Source organism: Minwuia sp., assembly GCF_048007105.1.
Classification (GTDB): domain Bacteria; phylum Pseudomonadota; class Alphaproteobacteria; order Minwuiales; family Minwuiaceae; genus Minwuia.
Map to the genome: position 1 here is coordinate 1,710,436 of NZ_CP180352.1, position 22,253 is coordinate 1,732,688.

The following is a 22,253-nucleotide window of genomic DNA, read 5'->3' on the forward strand; positions in this document are numbered from 1 at the left end:
TTCCAGCGGAGCAGATGACGATGAGCGGGACCCCCGATTACAAGGTCAAGGACATTTCCCTCGCGGACTGGGGGCGGAAGGAAATCGCCATCGCCGAGACGGAGATGCCCGGCCTGATGGCGCTGCGCGACGAATTCGGCGAGAGCCAGCCGCTGGCCGGCGCGCGGATTGCCGGCTGCCTGCACATGACCATCCAGACGGCGGTTCTGATCGAGACCCTGCAGGCGCTGGGCGCCGAGGTGCGCTGGTCGTCGTGCAACATCTTCTCGACCCAGGATCAGGCCGCGTCCGCCGTCGCCGAGGCCGGCACGCCGGTCTTCGCCTGGAAGGGCATGGACGAGGACGAGTTCTGGTGGTGCATCGACATGACCATCGAGGGCCCGAACGGCTGGCATCCGAACATGATCCTGGACGATGGCGGCGACCTGACCCAGCGGATGCACGAGAAGTACCCGCAGATGCTGGACGAGGTGCGCGGCCTTTCGGAAGAGACCACGACCGGCGTGATGCGTCTCTACGAGATGGCCAAAGCCGGCACGCTCAAGGTGCCCGCGATCAACGTCAACGACTCCGTGACCAAGTCGAAGTTCGACAACCTCTATGGCTGCCGCGAGAGCCTGGTGGACGGCATCAAGCGCGCCACCGACGTGATGCTGGCGGGCAAGCTGGCTGTCGTCTGCGGCTACGGCGACGTGGGCAAGGGTTCTGCCGAGAGCCTGCGCAGTCAGGGCGCCCGCGTCGTGGTGACCGAGATCGATCCGATCTGCGCGCTGCAGGCCGCGATGGAAGGCTACGAGGTCCAGACCATGGAAGACGTCGCCGCGAAGGGCGACATCTTCGTCACCGCGACCGGCAACAAGGACGTCATCACCCTCGACCACATGCGGGAGATGAAGGACCGGGCCATCGTCTGCAACATCGGCCACTTCGACAGCGAGATCCAGGTGGCCGGCCTGCGCAATTACCAGTGGCACAACGTCAAGCCGCAGGTCGATGAGGTCGAGTTCCCGGACGGCAAGCGCCTGATCCTGCTGGCCGAGGGCCGGCTGGTGAACCTGGGCTGCGCCACCGGCCACCCCAGCTTCGTGATGAGCGCCTCCTTCACCAACCAGGTGCTGGCGCAGATCGAGCTCTGGCACAACCACACCAAGTACGCCAAACAGGTCTATGTCCTGCCCAAGCACCTGGACGAGAAGGTGGCCGCGCTGCACCTGGACCGCCTCGGCGTGAACCTGACGAAGCTCAGCGACGACCAGGCGAAGTATCTTGGCATTCCGGCGGCCGGGCCCTTCAAGCCCGAGCACTACCGCTACTGACGCGCGTTGCCGATCATGTGGGCGCGGCCTAGTCTGGTTCCCTTATGAAAGGCGAATCGACTGGCCGCTTCCGACTGATCCTGCCGGCCGTACTCACGGCCCTGCCGTTTGCGCCTGCTCGCGCCCAGCCCCTGCCCGAGATCTATGGCGCGCCGTTCTGGGCGCTGGCAGCCATCGCGCTCCTCACAGGCACGCTGATCGCCGTCTTCTTCGTCGTGCGGAAGATGGGGCAGCGGGTCGAGCAGTGCGACGCCCGGCTTGCCGAGTCGGAGGCCGAGCGAACCCAGTCCGCACTGGAGGTCGAGCGCCTTCACGGCGAGCAGGCGCTGCTGCGTGACAAGATCGATGCGCTGGGCAGCGAACGCGACAGCTACCGGGCCCTGATGAACGAAGCCCCCATCGCCGCCTGGCGGCGCGAGGCCGCCGGGTCGGTAATCTGGCGCAACCGGACGCTCGACCGCATCCTCGGCCCGGACGCCGAAGGCGACGAGATCGCCTCCCGGGTCGATCAGGACCGGCCTATCCGCCTGGTCGAGCAGGCGCGCGAGGAAGGCCGCATGACCAGCGAGGAACGGCGCTTCGTCGTGGACGGGCAGCGGCGGACCTATCTGGTGCACGAGACGCCGCCGCTGGCCGACGGCACTTCGGCCGGCTTCGCCATCGACATTTCCGCCATCGACGCCGTTCGGCTGGAGTTGCGCAAGCATATCGAGGCGAACAATGGCATCTTCGAGCACATCTCGACCGCCGTGTCGGTCTACGACCGGGACAAGAAGCTGATCTTCTGCAACAAGGCCTTCCGCACGCTGTGGGGTCTGGACGAGGCGTTCCTGAATTCGGTGCCGACCATCGGCGAGGTGCTCGACCGGGTGAAGGAGATGCGCAAGCTGCCCGAGGAGGTCGAGTTCCGGCAGTTCCGCAAGGGCCGGGAAGCGCTGTTCAACGCGCTGCTGGACCCGATGGAGGAGCTCTACCAGCGGCCCGACGAGCGGATGATCCGCACCACCATCGTGCGGCACGGTCTCGGCGGCCTGATGTTCCTGTTCGAGGACGCCACAGACCGCATTGTCATGGAGCGCAACCTCAATACCTACATCGCCGTGCAGCGGGCGACGCTGGACAATCTCTACGAGGCGGTGGCGGTGTTCGGCCCCGACGGGCGGCTCAACCTGTCCAACACGCCGTTCCGGAAGATGTGGGGGCTGACGCCGGAACTGACCGAATCCAATCCGCATGCCCGCCAGATCGTGGACCGGGTGCTGGAGAGCCTCGGCAATCCCCCCGAACTGCAACAGCGCCGCGATGCGCTGATCGCCAGCGCCACCGAACCGCGCGCCGCCAGCGGTCATGTCGAACTGCCGGACGGGCGGATCATCGACACCCACGCCCTGACCCTGCCCGATGCGCAGAAGCTGTTCACCTATCTGGACGTCACGGACTCGCTGCGGATCGAACGCGCGTTGCGCGAACGCAACGAGGCGCTGGTGGCCGGCGACGTGATCAAGTCCGAGTTCCTGGAGAACATGTCCTACGAGCTGCGGACGCCGCTGAACACGATCCTCGGGTTCGCGGAAATTCTTCAGAACGACTATTTCGGCGAGCTCAACGACCGCCAGCGCGAATATGCCTCCGGCATCCTGGAAGCGTCCGAGCAGTTCCTGTCGATGATCAACGACATGCTGGACCTCGCCACCATCCAGGCCGGCCACATGCATGTGAACCGCGACCGAATCGAGATCATCAAGCTTGTCGATACCCTGCAGGAACGGTTCCGCGAGCGTGTCGACCGGCGTCAGCTGACCATGGTCAGCCAGGTCGCTCCGGATCTGCCGCCACTCTTCGCCGACAGCCGGCGGGTGCAGCAGATCCTCGGCAACCTGCTCTCCAATGCCGTCAAGTTCACGCCTCCTGACGGACGCATCACCATTGGCGCCGACTCCGGACCTGCAGGCATGTCGCTCTGGGTCGAGGACACCGGCATCGGCATTGCCGAGGAAGAGCGGGAGCGGGTCTTCGAGACATTCCGAACCAGCGAACGCCACACCCGCCGCGGCACCGGCCTCGGCCTCGCGCTGGTGCAGAACCTCATGGAGCTGCATGGCGGGACCGTCGAGCTGGAATCCGACGTGGGCGTCGGAACCCGGGTGGTCTGCACCTTCCCGCCCGAAGATGCCGACAGCGAGGCCGGCGAGGCGCTTGCAGCGGAAGTAGCCGCCGTGGAGCCGGCGGCTTCGTGACGTCCGGGACCGGTTTCGACCTGCCCGACGAGGCCGCGACCCGCGCGCTGGGCGCGAAGCTCGCGCGCTGTCTCAGGACCGGCGATCTGTTGCTGCTGTCGGGCGATCTTGGTGCGGGCAAGACCTGTCTCGCCCGCGCCCTCATCCAGACCCTTGCAGGCGCCGCCGTCGATGTGCCGAGCCCGACCTTCAATCTGGCGGTGCCCTACGAGCTGCCCGGCTTTCCGGTCATGCATTACGATCTCTACCGGCTTTCGGGTCCCGACGAGGTGGACGAGCTGGGTCTGGCGGATGCGCTCGATATCGGCGCAGCGATCGTCGAATGGCCGGACCGGCTGCATCCGGACGATGCCGCCGGTGGCGTGCATGTCGAATTCACCCTGGAGCCGGTACGCCGGGCGCATGTGCGCGGCCCGGAGGCCTTCATGGAGCGCTTCTATGACGCCTGACCGTCGCGCCGCACGGGACCGCCTGCTCGCCGATTGCGGCTTTGACGGGGCGCAGATCGACACGCTGGCCGCCGACGCCTCCTTCCGCAGCTACGACAGGGCGCACATGGCGGACGGGCGGACGCTGGTGGTGATGAACGCGCCGCCGGACAAGGAGGATGTGCGCCCCTTCGCCCGCATTGCCGGTCTTCTGGAGGCATGGGATTTCTCGGCGCCCCGCATTCTCGGCGCCGACGAAGCTGCCGGGTTCCTGGTTCTGGAGGATCTGGGCGACGATCTCTTCAGCCGCCTGATCGAGAGGGGCCACGACGCCGGCGAGCTCTATGCAGCCGCTGTGGACCTGCTTGTCGAACTCGCCGGCCACACGCCGCCCGCGGACCTGCCGGCCTACGATCTCGACATGCTGGTCGCCGAGACCGATCTGTTGATCGACTGGCGCTATCCGGAAGTCGCCGGCCATCCGCTTGACGATGCGGCGCGCGCGGACTGGCACACAGCCTGGCGGTCCGTCCTCGCCGAGGTTGGCGACGCCGCCGGCACGCTGGTGCTGCGCGACTACCACGTCGACAACCTGATCTGGCTGCCGTCCCGCGCCGGCCTGGCCCGTGTCGGCCTGCTGGACTTCCAGGACGCCGTCCGGGGTCATCCCGCCTATGACGTGGCGTCGCTGCTGAGCGACGTCCGGCGGGACGTGCCGCCGGCGCTCGAGGCGGCAATGCTCGACCGCTACATCGCGGCGTCCGGCGTCGACGGCGAAGCGTTCCGCCGCGCCTACACCCTGCTGGCGGCGCAACGGAACGCCAAGATCGTCGGCATCTTCACCCGGCTCTGGCGGCGCGACGGGAAGGCGCGTTATCTGGACTGGCTGCCGCGCACATGGGCTTTGCTGCGTCGCGATCTCGCGGACCCGGCCCTTGAACCCGTGGCGCAGTGGTTCGACAATCACATTCCTCAGGATCCTGCCGAAACATCCCGATGACGAACGAGATTTTCCCAGAGCTGCCAGACAGCGCCATGGTGCTCGCCGCGGGCTACGGCCTCCGGCTGCGGCCGCTGACGCTCAGCCGGCCGAAGCCGCTGGTGCGCGTCGGCGGGATGACGCTGATCGACCGGACGCTGGACCGGCTGGCCGAAGCCGGCATCCGCCGGGCAGTGGTCAATCTGCACTACCGCGGCGACATGCTGGAGGCGCATCTGGCCCAGCGCACCGAACCGGAGATCGTCTTCGCCCGCGAGGAGGTGCTTCTGGACACCGGCGGCGGCGTTCTCAACGCGCTTGAGCATTTCGGTGGCGCGCCGTTCCTCGCGGTGAACTCCGACATGATCTGGCGGGACGGCTTCGGCAGCACGCTTCAGCGGATGGGCCGCGCCTTCGATCCGGAGACCATGGATGCGCTGCTGCTGCTGATGCCGACGGTCTTCGCCATCGGCTATCGCGGCGCCGGCGACTTCACCATGGCCCCCGACGGACGCCTGACACGCAAGCGCCGGGGCCGCGTCGCGCCGTTCCTGTTCACGGGCATCCAGATCCTGAAGCCGGACCTCTTCGAGGGCATGGAGGTCGAGCCCTTCTCGCTCAACCGGATCTACGATCTGGCGGCGGAGCGCGGACGCCTGTTCGGCATCCGCCATGAGGGCGACTGGGTCGATGTCGGCACCCGGCCGGCGCTGGAGCTCGCAGAGGCCTTCCTGAAGCAGGTGACCTGACCGGTGGGCCGGGTCGCGACCATTCCCGCCGGCCGGCCCTTCGTCGATCTGCTCGCGCGCGAGATGCTGGCGCGTCACGGCGCCGGCGGCGACGGCAGCCTGGCGGACGCGCTGGTGCTGGTGCCGACGCGCCGGGCGGTGCGGTCGCTCTCGCAGGCGTTCCTGCGGGCGGGCGAGGGGCAGGCGCTGCTGCTCCCCGCGATCCAGCCGCTCGGCGATATCGACGATGACGAACCGGCGATGCTCTCGCCGGACCGCGCCGCCGAGGCGGAGCTGCCGCCCGCCGTGGACCCGGTGACACGGCGCATGCTGCTGGCGCAGCTGGTCCTGAAGCGTGACCCGGAATCCGATGCGGCGACGGCCTTTGGCCTGGCGCAGTCGCTGGGCGACATGCTGGACGAGGTGCTGACCGAACGGCTCGACTTCGTCCGGCTGAAGGACCTGGCGCCGGAGCGTTTCCAGATCCACTGGCAGGAGACCATCGACTTCCTGCAGATCGTGACCGGCGCCTGGCCCACCATCCTGAACGATCTCGGCGCAGTCGACGCCGCCGCGCGCCGCGACATGCTGGCCGCGCGGCTTGCCGCGCACTGGCGCGAGACCCCGCCGGAGACGCCGGTCTGGATCGCGGGTTCGACGGGCAGCATCCCCGCCACGGCCGATCTGATGCAGGCGGTGCTGGCGATGCCGAAGGGCGCGGTTGTTCTGCCGGGTTTCGACCGCGCCCTGGACGAACGCGACCGGGAGGCGGCGCTCGCCGAGCCGGTGCATCCCCAGCACGGCATGCTGACCCTGCTGCGCCGGCTGGGCGTCGATCCGTCCGAAGTCGCCGATCTGGGCGAGGGCGGCATCCCGCCGCGGCAGGCGCTGCTGACCGAGGCGCTGCGTCCAGCTTCCACGACCGAGCGCTGGGGTGATCTGAAACGGTTTGACAAGGCGGCGCTCGACGGTCTGAGCGTGATCGTCGCGCCGGGCCTGCGGGAAGAAGCAGCAGCGATTTCCGTGCGCCTGCGCGAGGTGCTCGAGTCGCCTGGCCGGACGGCGGCGCTGGTGACGCCCGACCGCAATCTGGCCCGCCGCGTCGCCGCCGAGATGGCCCGCTACGGCGTCCGGCTGGACGACTCGGCAGGAGCCCCACTGCGACTGACGCGCGCGGGCGGGTTCCTGCAACTGGCGGCGGTGGCGCTGTCGGACGGCTTCGCGCCCGCGGACCTGCTGGCCTTGCTGAAGCATCCGCTGGCCGCGGTCGGGCTCGCTGCGCCGGATTTCCGGCGTCAGGTCCGGCGGTTGGAACGGCGACATCTGCGCGGCATCCGCCACTATGATGAACTGGAGGAACTGGCCGAACGCGCTGCAGACGACGCGGGGCCGTGGCTCGGCGAGCTTGCCGCCCATGCCCGCGCCTTCCGATCCGCCGATGGCGATCTGGGCTCTCTCGTCCGCGCCCATGCCGGGTTCTGCGAATGGCTGGCTTCGACGGATGAGGCAGACAGCGCTACCCGGCTCTGGCGCGGCGATGATGGGGAGGCTGCCGCCGGCGCCATATCCGCGGTTCTCGGCGCCTCTGGCCATTCGCCTGCGGTGACAGCGGCCGAGTACGCCGCCAGTTTCGACAGGCTGGTGGGTGGCGCGACGGTCCGCCCGCGTTTCGGCCTGCACCCCCGGCTGCAGATCCTGGGACCGCTGGAAGCGCGCCTGCAGAGTTTCGATCTGGTCGTGCTGGGCGGCCTGAACGAGGGCGTCTGGCCGGCGGCGGCCGGCAACGATCCCTGGATGAGCCGCCCGATGCGCGCCGATTTCGGTCTGCCGTCGCCCGAGCGCCGGACCGGTCTTCAGGCGCACGACTTCCTGCAGCTTGCCGCGGCGCCCAACGTGATCCTGACCCGCAGCGCCAAGGCGGACGGGTCGCCGACGGTTCCGTCGCGCTGGCTGCTGCGGCTGGAATCGGTCGCCAAGGGGGCGGGCCTCGAACTTGTCCGGGACAAGGCGCCGCTGGACTGGGCCGGCCGGCTGGACCGCACGGACACGGTGCAGCCCGTGAACCCGCCCACGCCTCGTCCACCGGCCTCGGCGCGCCCGGTCGAGCTGCCGGTGACAGCGGTGGAAACGCTGATCCGCGATCCCTACGCGATCTTCGCCCGGCGCATCCTCGGTCTCCGCGCGCTCGATCCGCTGGACGAGGAACCGGGCCCGCGCCACCGCGGCAACATCCTGCATGCCGCCTTCGAGGAACTGGCGAAAATCCACACCGGCGACTGGTCGCCGGACCTGATGCCGGCGCTGGAAAAGATCGGCGAGCAGGTGTTCGACCGGGAAGGCCTGCCGCCCTCGTGGCGGGCGCTCTGGATGCGCCGCTTCCGCGCCGCCGGCCAGTGGCTGCTCCGGACCGAGGCCGAACGGCCGGACAGGGTGGCGAAACGGCTGGTCGAGGCGAAGGGTCTGGTGAAGGGCTTGCCGGGCCTGCCGGACTTCACGCTGACGGCGAAGGCCGACCGGCTGGATGTGCTCGCGAAGGGGACGGTCACCATCGCGGACTACAAGACCGGGCAGCTTCCGACCCGAAGCCAGATCGATGCGGGCTTTGCCGTGCAGCTGCCGCTGACCGCCTTCATCGCGGCGACCGGCGGCTTCGGCGACGACGTGCCGGTGGAGATCGACGAGCTGGTCCATATCAGGGTGCACGGGTCGAAGGACGGCGGCGAGTGGAAACCGGTGAAGACCGACGATCTGGGTGCCCTGATCGCCGAAACGCGGGACGGCGTCGCCACCCTGCTGGCCGACTATGCCGAGGCGGAGCGTCCCTACCTGTCGCGGCCGCATGTCCAGTTCGCCAGGGATTTGAGTGGCGACTACGACCATCTGGCGCGCGTCGCCGAATGGTCGGTGGCCGGCGGCGAGGAGGGCGAGACGTGAGCCGCGAGCCGACGCCCTTCGAGAAGACCATCGGTGCGCAGCGCGACGCCGCCGCGCCCGACAGCTCCGCCTGGGTCAGCGCCAATGCGGGTTCCGGCAAGACGCGGGTGCTGACCGATCGTGTGATCCGGCTGATGCTGGCCGGCGCGGAACCGGCGCAGATCCTCTCGATCACCTTCACCAAGGCGGCAGCGGCAGAGATGTCGAACCGCCTGTTCGAACGCCTGAGCGGCTGGGCCACATCGTCCGATGAGGAACTGCGCGGACATCTGGTCGAACTGGCCGGCGCGGAAACCGGCGGGGCCTATCCGCTCGACGCCGCGCGGCGGCTCTTCGCCCGCGCGCTGGAGACGCCGGGCGGGCTGAAGATCCAGACCATCCACGCCTTCGCCGAATCCGTTCTGGGCCGTTTTCCGATCGAGGCCGGGCTGTCGCCGGAATTCGGCGTCATGGACGACGCGGCGGCGGCGGAACTGCTGGACGACATCAAGCGCCGCCTCATTGCCGGTGCGCAGGTGCCGCCGGAAGTGGCCGCGGCAATCGACCGGCTGCTCGACGAGATGGCGGATGCGAGTTTCGACGAACTTCTGGCGCGCACGATCATGAGCCGCCGGCTGATCAGGACGGCGCTGGAGAACCATGGCGGCGTGCAGGGGACGACCGTGGCCCTGCGCGGGCATTTCGGACTATCACCGGACGCCACGCTGGACCGCGTCAGGGAGGAGGGCGCCGCCTTCGGCGCCTGGGACGAAGTCGGTCTCCGCCGCGTGGTCCGGGCGCTGCGCGAGGCGGGCAACAAGACGGCGCTGGAGAAGGCCGACGGCATCGACGCCTGGCTGATGTCCGACGACGCGGGGCGTCTCGAATCGCTGGACGACTACATGCGGCTGTTCCTGAAACAGGACGGCGGACCACTGAAGCCCACCACCATCTACGGCAAGGGCGCCGAGAAGGCCGATCCAGGCGGCATGGCCGTCGTCGAGGCGGAGCAGGAGCGGGTCGTCGAACTGGCCGACCGGATGCGGGCGGCATCGCTCTGCGACCGGACAGCCGATCTGCTGACGGTCTCCGAGGTTCTGCTGCGTGACTACAGGGCGGCCAAGAGGCGGCTGTCGCTGCTCGACTTCGACGATCAGATCGAGACCACGCTGGAACTGCTGGAATCAAGCGCGGCCTGGGTTCACTACAAGCTGGATCAGGGCGTCGATCACATCCTGATCGACGAGGCGCAGGACACCAGTCCCGAACAGTGGCGCATCGCCGAACTGCTCAGCGGCGAGTTCTTTGCCGGCGAGGGCGCGCGCGAGAAACTCAGGACCGTCTTCGCCGTGGGCGACGAGAAGCAGTCGATCTACAGCTTTCAGGGTGCCGACCCGGAGGGCTTCGACCGCATGCGGCAGCATTTCCGCGGGCAGGCCGGCGACATCGGCAGCGGGTTCCGCGATCTGCGGCTGGAACTGTCTTTCCGCTCCGCCCCGGCGATCCTGCAGGCCGTGGACGCGGTCTTCGCCGGGCCGGCGGGCGCAGGACTGACCGCATCCGGCACGGCTGTCGCTCACGAGGCCCGCCGCGAGCAGGCGCGGGGTCTGGTCGAGATCTGGCCGATGGAAGAGCCGGTCACGCTGGAGGAGCCAGACCGCTGGCGCGCGCCGATGGACACCGAAGGCGCGGCCAGTCCCCGGCGGCGGCTGGCGCAGCGGATCGCGCGACACATCCGCGGCCTGATCGACAGGGGCGAGACGGTCGATGGCGACGATGGCAAGCCGCGCCGCATCAAGCCGGGCGACATCATGATCCTGGTCCGCCGCCGCGACGCGCTGGTGGAGGAGATCGCCCGCGCCCTGAAGGCGCCGGAGATCCGTGTGCCGGTCGCCGGTTCCGACCGCATGAAGCTGGCGAGCCAGATCGCGGTGCTGGACCTGATGGCGCTGGGCGAGTTCCTGCTGCTGCCGGAGGACGACCTGACGCTGGCGGCGGTGCTGAAATCGCCGTTCTACAATCTCACCGACGACGACCTGTTCGAACTCGCCCATGGCCGGGACAGCGGCGTCAGGCTGTGGCGCGCGCTGCGCGACCGGGCCGACGAGCGCCCGGCATGGCGCGCGGCGGTGGACGAGCTGACCGAACTGATGGCGGCTGCCGATCAGGTCACGCCCTTCGCCTTATACAGCGACCTGCTCAGCGCCCGCGGCGGCCGGCGGCGGCTCTACGCCCGGCTGGGCGCGGATCAGATCGATCCGCTGGACGAGTTCCTCAATGCGGCGCTGGCCGACGAGCGCGACCACCCGCCCTCGCTGCAGGGCTTCCTGTTCCGGATGCGGCGCTCGGAAGCCGAGATCAAGCGCGACATGGAGCAGACGCGGGATGCCGTCCGCATCATGACCGTGCATGGCGCCAAGGGGCTGGAGGCGCCTGTGGTGATCCTGCCCGACACCGCCCGCCCGCCGCGGCCGTCCTCGGGCGGCATCCGCAGATTGCCGTCTCTCGACGGACCGGCGCTGCCGGCCATCGGCCTGTCGAAGCAGGCCTCGCCGGACCGGCTGGCGCAGCAGGCCGAGGCCGACGAGGCGGCGATGCTGGCGGAATACAACCGTCTGCTCTACGTCGCCATGACCCGCGCAAAGGACCGGCTCTATGTCTGCGGCTTCTACAACAGCGACAGGGTGAAGCCCTCCGATCTGGGCTGGTACCGGCTGGTCGAGACAGCGCTGGAACCGATCGGCGAACGGGACGCGGAGGGTGTCCTTCGGCTGGGCGCACCGCCGCCGCCGGACAGTGGCGAAGGCAGCGAAGCAGCGTTGGTGGCCGGGCTGCCGGACTGGCTGACCGCACCGCCGCCCGACGAGCCTGCGCCCCCGCGGCCACTGGCGCCGTCGCGCACCGACGCCGCCGAGCCGGCCGTGGCCAGCCCGCTCGCGGGCGGCGCGCCGGGTCTCGACGGCCGCCGCCGGGGCGTGCTGATCCATACCCTGCTGGAAGTGCTGCCGGGCCTGGAACCGGCGGCGCGGCGGGAAACCGGTCTGGTCCTGCTGGCGCGGCGCGCACGCGATCTGGATGAACCGCTCCGCGCCGAACTGCTGGAGGAAGCCCTGGCCGTGATCGAGGCGCCGGACATAGCCCCTGCCTTCGCACCCGGCAGCCGGGCCGAGGCGGCCATCGCGGGGCTGGTCGGCACGGCGGTCGTGTCCGGGCAGGTCGACCGGCTGGCCGTGACCGCGGAGTCCGTCTGGATCGTCGACTACAAGACCAACCGCCCGCCGCCGGCGGATGTGGCCGGCGTTGCGCCTGTCTATCTCAGGCAGATGGCGCTCTACCGCGAGGTGCTGCGCCAGATCCACCCCGGCAAGACGGTGATTTCGGCGCTGGTCTGGACCTGGGAAACACGCCTGATGGTGCTGCCGGGGGATGCGCTGGACGCGGCGCTGGCCTCGCTTGACCTGACAAAACCCGCTACCTAAATTCGATCACCGGAGAGGATTCATGCGTCGCCTCCGGCGCGCGAAAGGAGCAAGAAGATGACGACTGTCAAGGTCACCGACGACAGTTTCCAGAGTGACGTTCTGGGCGCCAACGGACCCGTCGTGGTCGATTACTGGGCCGAATGGTGCGGCCCCTGCCGCCAGATCGCTCCGGCGCTGGACGAGATCGCCAAGGAGATGGACGGCAAGCTGACGGTCGCGAAGATCAACATCGACGAGAACCCGTCCACGCCGACGAAGTATGGCGTGCGCGGTATCCCGACGCTGATGCTGTTCAAGGACGGCCAGGTCGTCGCGACCAAGGTCGGTGCGGTTCCGAAGTCCCAGATCCAGGCCTGGATCAACTCGAACAGCTGACCGGACCGGACAAGCCGAATTCGGGGGCGTCGCCGGTATCCGGCGGCGCCCCTTTCGTTTCGACGGGGCGAAATGCCCCATTCCGCGCGGGACGGCTTCCGGCCTAGACCGCGCCCGGGGAGCCAACAGAGGGAACAGCGGAATGAGCAATCAGGATCTCTACCTGGTCTTCGGCGGAGCGCTGGTCGATCCGCGCCAGAACGTGCTGGCGGACCCCAGCCGGACCGATCTGGTCGGCGTCTACAGCAGCTACGACGCCGCGATGAAGGCCTGGCGCGGTCGCAGCCAGTCCAATGTCGACGACGCCTATATCCGCTACTTCATCGCCCCGCTGCACAAGCTGATGAATCCCGAAGAGGACAAGTGACGCTCGAGACCGTCACCGGCGACATCACCCGCCTCGACGTCGAGGCCATCGTCAACGCCGCCAATGAGAGCCTTCTGGGCGGCGGCGGCGTGGATGGCGCCATTCACCGCGCAGCCGGACCGGATCTGCTGACCGAATGCCGCACGCTGGGCGGCTGCCCGACGGGCGAGGCGCGGATCACGAGGGGCTACCGCCTGACGGCCCGCCATGTCATCCACACCGTCGGCCCTGTCTGGCGCGGCGGTCATGCGGGCGAACCGGACCTTCTCGCCGCCTGCTACCGCAACAGCCTTGAACTCGCCGCGGTACACGGCCTCGGCAGCATCGCCTTCCCCGCCATCTCGACCGGCGTCTACGGCTATCCGTCCGACGAAGCTGCCGGGATCGCCGTCGCCACCGTGCGCGGTATCGATGACCGGCCGGCCCGGGTCATCTTCTGCTGTTTCGACGAAGCGACCGCCGCGCTCTACCGCAGGATCGTCGGCACGGACGCCTGACGGTCTGCGGCGTCAGTCGATGATGCCGTATTCCCGCAGCCGGCCCGCCTTCAGTTTCAGGGCCCAGTCCGGCGCCAGGTCGCGGAAGGCGCGGTAATCCTGCGCTGCACGCTCGGTGCCGGCCGAGGCTGTGGTACATGTTGCCCCGGTTGTAGCGGTTGCCCCAGTTGCTCGGGTCCAGCGAGATGGCGTGGTCGAAATCCTTCTCCGCCTCGGTGATGTTGTCCCGTTTCCACCAGACCAGCGCGCGGATGCCGTAGGTCGGCGCATGATAGGGGTCGATGCGCAGGGCCTCGTTGCAGTTGGGCAGCGCCTCGTCCTGGCGGTCCAGCCGGTCACTCAGCGTGTAGCAGATCGACGAGAACACGCCCGCCTGACGGAAGCCGCTCTGCACCGCTTGCCGGTAGTCGGCCAGCGCCTCGTCATTGCGCCCCAGCCGGCCCTTCGCCAGGCCGCGCTCGTAGTAGATCTCGCCGACGCTCAGCCCGTCCGTGTCGCCGGTCCGTATCGCCTCGGTGAGATAGTAAATCGCCGTTTCGAAGTCGCCATTGCCAAGCGCCGTGCGTGCCGATTGCATGTCATTGGCGCGCGCCACGTCCGCGATCAGGATGAAGCAGAACACTGCCGCCAGAACCCGCATCGCCTTCGGTCTCTCCTGCCCGGACCGTGCCGCCTGATCGGCGGGTCACACCAATCATAGCGGAGTTCGCGTTCTCGCGGCAGCAGGCATTGCGGGAGGGGATGAGGCTGGAGCGGGTAGCGGGAATCGAACCCGCGCGTTCAGCTTGGGAAGCTGACAGGCTACCATTACATCATACCCGCGCTGGCTTCAGTCTTATGCCCGGACGCCCCGGCTGACAAGCGTTTCAGGCGACGGCCGAGCGCCGGACGACCGCCCTTTACTACACCGTCACCCCGGCCCCCGAGCCGGGGTCCGGAAAGGCGGTCGATCCGGCCAGACCTTGCAGCTGAAACGCCACCCCGGATCCCGGGTCAGGCCCGGGATGGCGCCGGTGTGGTGGAGCCCGTGCGTTCCCGAGTCCCCTCAGTGCCTCTCCGCCCGCAGAAGCGAGAGCACGCCGGCGACGATCATGGCGGCGCCGGCGACGGCGATCCAGGCGGGGGCGTCGCCGAATACGACGAAGTCGTAGAGCGTCGCGAAGATCAGCGTCGAATAGAAGGCGGGGATGACGTAGCTGGCCTCGCCGCGGCGCATCGCGTTGACGAAGCAGACCTGCGCGCAGAGCATCGTCAGGCCGAGCACCGCCAGCATCCCCCACTGCGACGGCGTCGGCCACGACCAGACGAACATTGCCGCCGTGCAGGCCACGGTCGCGCCGATGCCGTTGTTGATCAGCAGGATCCGCGCGACAGGCTCGCGGTCGCTGAGGCGCTTGATCAGGATCGCTTCCAGACCCATGGCGAGCGCCGCACCAAGCGCGATCAGCGCCGCGGGCCGGAAGGACTCGGTGCCGGGCCGGATCAGGACCAGCGCGCCGATCAGGGCGAGGGCGACGGCGCCCCAGCGGCGGACGCCCACACGCTCCTGCAACAGTACGACCGCCAGCAGCATGGTGACGACCGGGCTCAGGAAGCTGATGGCGGTGGCGTCGGCGAGCGGCATCCGCGCGGCGGCGGCGAACATGCAGCTGACCCCGACCCAGCCCGAAAGCGAGCGCCCGACATGCAGCGCCCAGTTGTCGCTCTTCAGTCCGGGCTTCAGAACCAGGCTGGCGGTGGAGATGGCGAGGAAGGCGAAGAAGAAGCGTCCGGCGCTGACCTGCAGCGGGTGCAGGCCGGCCTCGCCGGCGGCCGCGCCCAGCCCCAGCGCCTTGGCCAGCAGCGTGGTCACGGCGATCAGCGCGCTGGAGGCGAGCATCAGGAAGATGGCGGTGCGCGGCCGGGTGTCGAGGGCGGGAACGGTCATCCGCGCCTCATATCCGAGCTATCACGGCGGCGATAGCGTTGTTTCACCCCTGCGTGAGACAAGAGCGGCGTTCGTTGACAGCCCGCAGACCCCCGCCCAACTTGCCGCCTGTAACATTTCTTGCCGAAGCGGCCGATTCGCTCCGGACCGGAAGGAGGCCCATGCCCGACGCAACGACCAGGACGGAACGGACAGGCCTCGACCCCGCCAAGTTCCGGGACCCCGATGTGACCGCCGACGGCTCGCAGCGCGCCGCGGTCGAGCTGACCGCGCTCAGGACGCTCTGGTTCAACACCGGCACGCTCTGCAACCTCGCCTGCGTGAACTGCTATATCGAGAGCAGCCCGACCAATGACGCACTGATCTATCTGAGTGCCGCCGAGGCCGACCGGTTTCTCGACGAACTGGATGCGGATTTCGACGCCCACGAGATCGGCTTCACGGGCGGGGAGCCGTTCATGAACCCGGAATTCATGACGATGCTCGGCTCGGCTCTGGACCGCGGCTATCAGGTTCTGGTGCTGACCAACGCCATGCGGCCGATGATGAAATGCGCCGACGAGCTGCTGGCGCTGAAGGCGGCGCATGGCGAGCGGCTGCGCATCCGGGTCTCGATCGATCACTATTCCCCGCGGCTGCACGATCTGGAGCGGGGCGAGCGCGCCTTCCGCCGCATGCTGCCGGGCCTGGACTGGCTGGCGGCCAACGGCTTCCACCTGTCGGTGGCCGGCAGGACCTTCTGGTCGGAAACCGAGGCCCGGCTCCGGGACGGCTTCCGGCGCATGCTGACGGGGCGGGACATCGCCCTGGACACCGCCGATCCGGAGCGGCTGGTCCTGTTTCCCGAGATGGACATGGGCGCCGACGTGCCCGAGATCACCACCGCCTGCTGGGGCATCCTGGATGTCTCGCCGGAAGCGATGATGTGCGCGACCAGCCGCATGGTGGTGCACCGCAAGGGCGAGGCGCGGGCCGTCGTCGCGCCCTGCACGCTGCTGCCCTATGACGAACGGCTGCAGATGGGCGAGACCCTGGCCGAGGCCAGTGGGGCGGTGAAGCTGAACCATCCCCATTGCGCCAAGTTCTGCGTGCTGGGCGGCGGCTCGTGCAGCAAGGCGTGAACGGCGTGCTCGACCTGGGCGCGGTCGACGAGCCCGTGCTGGTCTATGGCGGCACCTACAGCAATCTGCAGGCAACACAGGCGCTTCTGGACGCTGCCGACCGGCTCGGCATTCCGCCCGTACGGCGCATCCACACCGGCGATATCGTGGCCTATTGCGCTGACGCCGCGGCGGTGTCGGATCTGGTGATGGCGCAGGGCGGCCATGTCGTCCTGGGCAATTGCGAGGAGAGCTTCGGGGCCGAAGCCGAGGGCTGCGGGTGCGGCTTCGAGGAAGGCAGCGCCTGCGATCTCGCCTCGCGCGACTGGGTGGCCCATGCCAATGCCGGGCTGACGCCGGCTCACCGCGCCTTCATGGCGGCCTGCCCGGCCGAGATCCGCTTCCGCATGGCCGGTCGTTCCTTCACCGCGATCCATGGCGGCTTCAGCGCCGTCAACCGGTTCGTCTTCGAGACCGACACGGAAGCCGTCGCCGCCGAACTTGCACGCACGGAGGCCGATGTCGTGCTGGCGGGCCACAGCGGCGTCCCCTTCGCACACGCAGCTGGCGGCCGGTGGTGGATCAATGCCGGTGTGGTGGGCATGCCCTTCAATGACGGGCGAACCGATACCGCCTTCGTCGTGCTGAGCCCGTCGGAGAAGGGGGTTGAGGTCCGGTTCCACCGGCTTGACTACGACCACGCCGCAGCGGCTGCCGCAATGTCCGCCGCCGGGTTGCCCGACGGTTACCGGCTCGCGCTCGGCAGCGGGTTCTGGCCGAACATGGATGTGATGCCGTCCGCAATGCAGGCGCGCCGCGGTGCGGCGCTGGCGCTGGAGACCTTCACGATACCGGCGGGAATGCGCCACGCCGCCTGAGCGCCAGGCGGGGCTTCAGGCCGCGGGCGCCTCGAAGGCGTAGCCGGCCGAGCGCACGGTGCGGATGATATCGGGTGCGTTGCCCACGTTCATGGCCTTGCGCAGCCGGCGGATGTGCACGTCGACAGTGCGTTCCTCGACTTCCGAATCCCGGCCCCAGACCGCATCCAGCAACTGCGTGCGGGACTGCACGCGGCCGGCGTGCTCCATGAAATGCTGCAGCAGGCGGAACTCGGTCGGCCCGAGATGTATGGACGTGCCGTTGCGGGTGACCTTGTGGGTGTCGAGGTCAAGCTCGACGACGCCGCGCACGATGCGCTGCTCGGCAAGGATCGGCCGCGTCCGCCGCAGAACGGCGCGCACCCGCGCCATCAGCTCGTTGGTGGAGAAGGGCTTCGGCACATAGTCGTCCGCCCCGGCGTCCAGGCCGCGGATCCGGTCGTCCTCGGCGCCGCGGGCGGTGAGCATCACCACCGGCAGGTTTCGCAGCTCGCTCTTGCGGCGGATCTGGCGGCAGATCTCGATGCCGGACAGGTTGGGCAGCATCCAGTCGAGCAGCAGAAGATCCGGAAGCTCCTCGTCCAGCCGGCCCATGACCTCGCCACCGTCGAGCACGTGATCGACCCGGAAGCCCTCGGCGCGGAGATTGTAGGACAGGAGCTCGACGAGGCTTTCCTCGTCCTCGGCGATCAGCACGAAAGGCTTCATCAGAGGACCTCGTTCTCCACGGTCTCGCCCTCCGCGTCGGTGACGCTGGTATTGTCCTTCTTCGGACGGTCTTCCTCGATCTGGTCGCCGGTCGAGGTGAAATAGATGCGCTCGGCGATGTTGGTCACCAGGTCGCCCATCCGCTCCAGGTTCTTCGCCACGAACAGCAGATGCGTCGCCGCCGTGATGTTGCGGGGATCTTCCATCATATAGGTGAGCAGCTCGCGGAACAGCGAGTTGTAGAGCTCGTCGACTTCCTGATCGGCTTCCCAGACCTGATGGGCCTTGTGCGGATCGACGTCGCTGTAGGCGGTCAGCACGTCGTTCAGCATGGTCTGGACCAGGTCGGCCATCCGCGGCACGGCCCGGATCGAGCTGATCGGCGGCGACTGGTTGATCACCAGCGTCCGCTTCGAGATGTTCTTGGCGTAGTCGCCGGCGCGTTCCAGATCGCCCGCGATCTTGATCGCCGAGACGATGGTGCGCAGGTCGCCGGCCATCGGCTGCCGCAGCGCCAGCAGGCGGACGGCCATCTCGTTGATGCTCTCTTCCAGGTCGTCGATGCGCGAATCCATCCGGATCACGGACTCCGCGGCCTCGCTGTCGCGCCGGGAAATGGCGCGCATCGCCTCCTGAATCTGGACCTCGACCAGCCCGCCGAGCTCCAGAATGGTGTTGTTGAGCTTGCCGAGCTCTTCCTCATACGCGGTGACCGTATGCGGCTTGGCGTTGACTTCGCTTGCCATTGCGATGGCCTCCAGAATGCTGGGGGTCAGCCGAAGCGACCCGTGATGTAGTCCTCGGTCCGCTTGTCCTTCGGCGCCGTGAAGATCTGGTCCGTAGCGCCGACCTCGACCAGGTTGCCGAGGTGGAAGAAGGCGGTCCGCTGGGAGACGCGCGCGGCCTGCTGCATCGAATGGGTGACGATGACGATCGTGTAGTTCTCGCGCAGGTCGTCGATCAGTTCCTCGATGCGGGCGGTGGCGATCGGGTCGAGGGCCGAGCAGGGCTCGTCCATCAGGATCACTTCCGGCCGGACGGCAATGGCGCGGGCGATGCAGAGACGCTGCTGCTGGCCGCCCGAGAGACCGGTGCCGGGCTCGTTCAGACGGTCGGAGACCTCCGACCAGAGACCGGCGCGCTTCAGCGAGTCCTCGACCAGGCTCTCGAGTTCCGACCTGTTGCGTGTCATCCCGTGGATGCGGGGGCCATAGGCGACATTGTCGAAGATCGATTTCGGGAACGGGTTCGGCTTCTGGAACACCATGCCGATACGGGCGCGCAACTGCACCACGTCGATCTCACGACCGTAGATGTCGGTGCCGTCGAGCTCGATTCTGCCCTCGACCCGGCAGCCCTCGATGACATCGTTCATCCGGTTGATGCAGCGCAGGAAGGTGGACTTGCCGCAACCGGACGGGCCGATCAGCGCGGTCACCTCGTTCTCGTTGATGTCGAGATCCACTTCGAACAGCGCCTGCTTCTCGCCGTAGAAGACATTCACGTCGCTGGCCGAAAGGGCGACCCGGGCGCTGCCGGACGATGCCGGAGCGGTGTGCGGGCTCTCATCGGTCATGGGTGCTGCCTCGTTCATCTCGGTACCCCTCGGTTACCATTTGCGTTGGAAGCGCTGACGCAGGACCACCGCGATCAGGTTCATGATGATCAGGAAACCGATCAGCACCACGATGGCGGCCGACGTCCTGGCGACGAAGCCGCGTTCGGGGCTGTCGGCCCAGATGAAGATCTGGGTCGGAAGCGCCGTCGCCGGGTCCAGCATGCCGCCCGGGTCGGAGGTGATGAAGGCGTTCATGCCGATCAGCAGCAGCGGCGCGGTCTCGCCGAGCGCCTGCGCCAGACCGATGATCGTGCCGGTCAGGGCGCCCGGCATGGCCAGCGGAATGACATGGTGCATGACGACCTGATGGCGCGAGGCGCCGACGCCGAAGGCGGCTTCGCGGATCGAGGGCGGCACCGCCTTCAGCGCTGACCGGGTGGCGATGATGATGGTCGGCAGCGTCATCAGCGAGAGCACCATGCCGCCGACCAGCGGCGCGGATCGCGGCAGGCCGAAGAACTGCAGGAACACCGCGAGGCCGAGCAGGCCGAAGACCACCGAGGGCACCGCGGCGAGGTTGTTGATGTTCACCTCGATCAGGTCGGTGAACCTGTTCTTCGGCGCGAACTCCTCGAGGTAGACCGCCGAGGCGATGCCGACCGGGAAGGAGATCAGGAAGCAGACCATCAGAGCGTAGAACGAACCGACGATGGCGCCGGAGAGGCCGGCGAGTTCCGGGAAGCGGCTGTCGGCCTGGGTGATCAGGCGCCAGTTGAACGGGGTCGAGAGGCGGTCGTCGGCGTCGAGAATGTCGTACCACTCGATGACCTGGTTCGACACGATGCGCTGGTCCTCGGGCACGTCCCGGGTCACCACGCCCTTGTTGAACTGGTCGATGGGGTCGGACGCCGGCAGCGACACCTCGAAGGTCTGCCCGATCAGGTCGGGATCCGAGATGATCATGTCGCGCAGCACATAGGGTGCGCCGGAACTCAGGATGCCGGCGGCCGCGCGGCGGTCGCGCGGATTCGGGATCTCGGGCAGGGTGGCGAGGAAGCCGTCCTGGGCGATGCTGCGCCAGTTGCTGCGGTACAGGTCGTCCTGGTTGACCTTCGACGGATCGACAAAGACCTCGAACCGGATATGCGTCTGGACGAAGGCCGGCGAGCCGGACCAGACGAGCGACCCGACCAGGATGCCGAGAAGCGTCACGGCGAAGCCGATCGCCGACAGCCCGTAGATCTGCATCCGGCGGTTGGCGGCGTGACGCCGCTTCACCCGGCGGCGTTCCTCGTCGGCTGTGCTCGTCACGTCGCGTGCTTTCGCTTCCAAGGTCTGATTACTCATATTTCTCTCGGTATTTCCGGACGATCCTGAGCGCGATCACATTCAGGATCAGGGTGGCCACGAAGAGCACCAGGCCCAGCGCGAATGCGGCGAGGGTCTTGGGACTGTCGAACTCGGTGTCGCCGATCAGCAGCGTCACGATCTGCACGGTCACGGTCGTCACGGCCTCGAACGGATTGACCGTCATCTTGGCGATCAGGCCGGCGGCCATGACCACGATCATGGTTTCGCCGATGGCCCGGCTCACCGCGAGCAGGAAGCCGCCGACGATGCCGGGCAGCGCCGCCGGGATGAGCACGGAGACGATGGTCTCCGCCTGTGTCGCGCCGAGGCCGTAGGAGCCTTCGCGGAGCGCCCGCGGGACGGCCGCGAAGGCGTCGTCCGACAGCGACGAGATGAAGGGGATGATCATGATGCCCATGACGGCACCGGCCACCAGGGCGCTGTTCGGTGCGATATCGAGCCCCAGCGTGGTGCCGAGGTCCCGGAGCGCCGGAGCGACCGTCAGCACGGCGAAGAAGCCGTAGACCACCGTCGGGATGCCCGCGAGGATCTCGAGGATCGGCTTCACGGCCCCGCGGAAGCGCGGACTGGCGTATTCGGCCAGGTAGATCGCGCTCAGCAGGCCGACCGGGCCGGCCACCATCATGGCGATGAAGGCGATCAGGATGGTGCCCAGGAAAACCGGGATGGCGCCGAACGCGCCCGTCGCGGCGACCTGGTCCTCCCGGATCGGGATCTGCGGCTCCCAGTTCAGACCGAAGAGGAACTCGTAGAAGGGCACCCGTGCGAAGAAGCGGAAGCTCTCGAACAGCAGCGAGAAGATGATGCCGAGCGTGGTCAGGATGGCGATCACCGAGCAGACAATCATCAGCCAGGAGAGGATCTTCTCGACGCCCTGGCGGGCGCGGAAATGCGTGGCGATCTGCGACCGGGTCACCACAAGGGCCAGGATGGTGCAGACGATGGCGAGCGCGACCATCGCCATGTCGGCGATGTCGTGCCAGCCCTTGAACCGCTCCGCCGCCGCGAGAATTTCAGGGCTCGGTTCACCGAAAATGCGCCCGTCAGCGACCGACTTGACCTCGCTGACGATGAGATCGATCTCGCCCTGGCCCTTGCCGGCCATGAAGTCGTCGGGCATCGAAGCCAGCAGCAGCTGGTCGATCACAGGGCCCTGCGCCGCGAGCCAGATGATCACGAGGAGAAAGGCCGGAATGCCGACCCAGAGCGCGACGTAGGCACCGTAGTAGGACGGCAGGGAGTGGAGGCTCAGTCCGCCGTCGGGGCTGACAGCGATGGCGCGGGAGCGCCCGAGAAAATAACCAACTACCGCGATGATGACGATCAGACCGAAGGCATAGTCAAACATGGCGACAATCTTTCAAACGAATTCCGGCTCTGGCGACGTCC

General features: G+C 68.1%; 19 protein-coding genes and 1 tRNA gene. 12 read left to right on the forward strand and 8 right to left on the reverse strand.

What is annotated here, in order from left to right:
• The first annotated feature begins 20 nt into the window (after positions 1–20).
• The 10 genes from ahcY to ACMVY4_RS08335 all read left to right on the forward strand — a co-directional run bounded on the left by ahcY (position 21) and on the right by ACMVY4_RS08335 (position 13,322).
• The gene (ahcY, locus tag ACMVY4_RS08290) at positions 21–1,316 is read left to right on the forward strand and encodes an adenosylhomocysteinase (protein ID WP_416899690.1); all 1,296 of its coding nucleotides are present in this window, start codon (positions 21–23) and stop codon (positions 1,314–1,316) included.
• Positions 1,317–1,360: 44 nt separating this feature from the next.
• Entirely contained in the window at positions 1,361–3,553 is a 2,193-nt protein-coding gene (locus ACMVY4_RS08295) for an ATP-binding protein (protein WP_416899691.1), read from the forward strand.
• On the forward strand, positions 3,550–4,002 hold the full coding sequence (gene tsaE, locus ACMVY4_RS08300) for a tRNA (adenosine(37)-N6)-threonylcarbamoyltransferase complex ATPase subunit type 1 TsaE (RefSeq protein ID WP_416899692.1): 453 nt from the start codon (positions 3,550–3,552) through the stop codon (positions 4,000–4,002). Before ACMVY4_RS08295 ends, tsaE begins: the two co-directional genes overlap by 4 nt.
• Positions 3,992–4,981, forward strand: coding sequence for an aminoglycoside phosphotransferase family protein (locus ACMVY4_RS08305; protein ID WP_416899693.1), 990 nt, complete (start codon positions 3,992–3,994; stop codon positions 4,979–4,981). The genes tsaE and ACMVY4_RS08305 overlap by 11 nt, the downstream gene beginning before the upstream one ends.
• A complete protein-coding gene (locus tag ACMVY4_RS08310) occupies positions 4,978–5,709 on the forward strand; it encodes a nucleotidyltransferase family protein (RefSeq protein WP_416899694.1) in 732 nt (243 codons plus the stop codon). Before ACMVY4_RS08305 ends, ACMVY4_RS08310 begins: the two co-directional genes overlap by 4 nt.
• 3 nt (positions 5,710–5,712) lie before the next feature.
• The gene (gene addB, locus ACMVY4_RS08315; RefSeq protein WP_416899695.1) at positions 5,713–8,622 is read left to right on the forward strand and encodes a double-strand break repair protein AddB; all 2,910 of its coding nucleotides are present in this window, start codon (positions 5,713–5,715) and stop codon (positions 8,620–8,622) included.
• Positions 8,619–12,080 (forward strand): double-strand break repair helicase AddA, encoded by a 3,462-nt coding sequence (gene addA / locus ACMVY4_RS08320; protein ID WP_416899696.1) that lies wholly within the window; start codon positions 8,619–8,621, stop codon positions 12,078–12,080. The genes addB and addA overlap by 4 nt, the downstream gene beginning before the upstream one ends.
• 57 nt (positions 12,081–12,137) lie before the next feature.
• Entirely contained in the window at positions 12,138–12,458 is a 321-nt protein-coding gene (trxA, locus tag ACMVY4_RS08325; protein ID WP_416899697.1) for a thioredoxin TrxA, read from the forward strand.
• 142 nt (positions 12,459–12,600) lie between these two features.
• A complete protein-coding gene (locus ACMVY4_RS08330) occupies positions 12,601–12,825 on the forward strand; it encodes a DUF4170 domain-containing protein (RefSeq protein WP_416899698.1) in 225 nt (74 codons plus the stop codon).
• Positions 12,822–13,322 carry an O-acetyl-ADP-ribose deacetylase gene (locus ACMVY4_RS08335; protein ID WP_416899699.1) on the forward strand — a complete coding sequence of 167 codons (501 nt, stop codon included), beginning with the start codon at positions 12,822–12,824 and terminating at the stop codon, positions 13,320–13,322. The genes ACMVY4_RS08330 and ACMVY4_RS08335 overlap by 4 nt, the downstream gene beginning before the upstream one ends.
• Here the strand turns inward: ACMVY4_RS08335 and ACMVY4_RS08340 are convergent.
• From ACMVY4_RS08340 to ACMVY4_RS08350, 3 genes are all read right to left on the reverse strand, one after another.
• Entirely contained in the window at positions 13,255–13,962 is a 708-nt protein-coding gene (locus ACMVY4_RS08340) for a tetratricopeptide repeat protein (protein WP_416899700.1), read from the reverse strand. The genes ACMVY4_RS08335 and ACMVY4_RS08340 overlap by 68 nt on opposite strands.
• A gap of 108 nt (positions 13,963–14,070) precedes the next feature.
• A tRNA-Gly gene (locus ACMVY4_RS08345) sits at positions 14,071–14,144 on the reverse strand.
• A gap of 223 nt (positions 14,145–14,367) precedes the next feature.
• Positions 14,368–15,249 carry a DMT family transporter gene (locus tag ACMVY4_RS08350; RefSeq protein ID WP_416899701.1) on the reverse strand — a complete coding sequence of 294 codons (882 nt, stop codon included), beginning with the start codon at positions 15,247–15,249 and terminating at the stop codon, positions 14,368–14,370.
• A gap of 161 nt (positions 15,250–15,410) precedes the next feature.
• Between ACMVY4_RS08350 and ACMVY4_RS08355 the strand changes: the two genes are divergently transcribed.
• Both ACMVY4_RS08355 and ACMVY4_RS08360 read left to right on the forward strand, forming a co-directional pair.
• Positions 15,411–16,370 (forward strand): radical SAM protein, encoded by a 960-nt coding sequence (locus ACMVY4_RS08355; protein ID WP_416899702.1) that lies wholly within the window; start codon positions 15,411–15,413, stop codon positions 16,368–16,370.
• Positions 16,355–17,227: a metallophosphoesterase family protein gene (locus tag ACMVY4_RS08360; RefSeq protein WP_416899703.1), complete on the forward strand. Its 873-nt coding sequence runs from the start codon at positions 16,355–16,357 to the stop codon at positions 17,225–17,227. The genes ACMVY4_RS08355 and ACMVY4_RS08360 overlap by 16 nt, the downstream gene beginning before the upstream one ends.
• A gap of 15 nt (positions 17,228–17,242) precedes the next feature.
• On the opposite strand, the gene phoB is transcribed toward ACMVY4_RS08360, so the two are convergent.
• The 5 genes from phoB to pstC are packed head-to-tail and all read right to left on the reverse strand — an operon-like array spanning position 17,243 to position 22,212.
• Positions 17,243–17,935 carry a phosphate regulon transcriptional regulator PhoB gene (phoB, locus tag ACMVY4_RS08365; RefSeq protein WP_416899704.1) on the reverse strand — a complete coding sequence of 231 codons (693 nt, stop codon included), beginning with the start codon at positions 17,933–17,935 and terminating at the stop codon, positions 17,243–17,245.
• Positions 17,935–18,681 (reverse strand): phosphate signaling complex protein PhoU, encoded by a 747-nt coding sequence (gene phoU / locus ACMVY4_RS08370; protein WP_416899705.1) that lies wholly within the window; start codon positions 18,679–18,681, stop codon positions 17,935–17,937. Before phoU ends, phoB begins: the two co-directional genes overlap by 1 nt.
• Positions 18,682–18,707: 26 nt before the next feature.
• Positions 18,708–19,511 (reverse strand): phosphate ABC transporter ATP-binding protein PstB, encoded by an 804-nt coding sequence (pstB, locus tag ACMVY4_RS08375; protein ID WP_416899706.1) that lies wholly within the window; start codon positions 19,509–19,511, stop codon positions 18,708–18,710.
• Positions 19,512–19,544: 33 nt separating this feature from the next.
• Positions 19,545–20,840 (reverse strand): phosphate ABC transporter permease PstA, encoded by a 1,296-nt coding sequence (pstA, locus tag ACMVY4_RS08380; RefSeq protein ID WP_416899707.1) that lies wholly within the window; start codon positions 20,838–20,840, stop codon positions 19,545–19,547.
• Complete coding sequence (pstC, locus tag ACMVY4_RS08385; RefSeq protein WP_416899708.1) at positions 20,833–22,212, reverse strand: phosphate ABC transporter permease subunit PstC; 1,380 nt, start codon at positions 22,210–22,212, stop codon at positions 20,833–20,835. Before pstC ends, pstA begins: the two co-directional genes overlap by 8 nt.
• Positions 22,213–22,253: the final 41 nt, after the last annotated feature.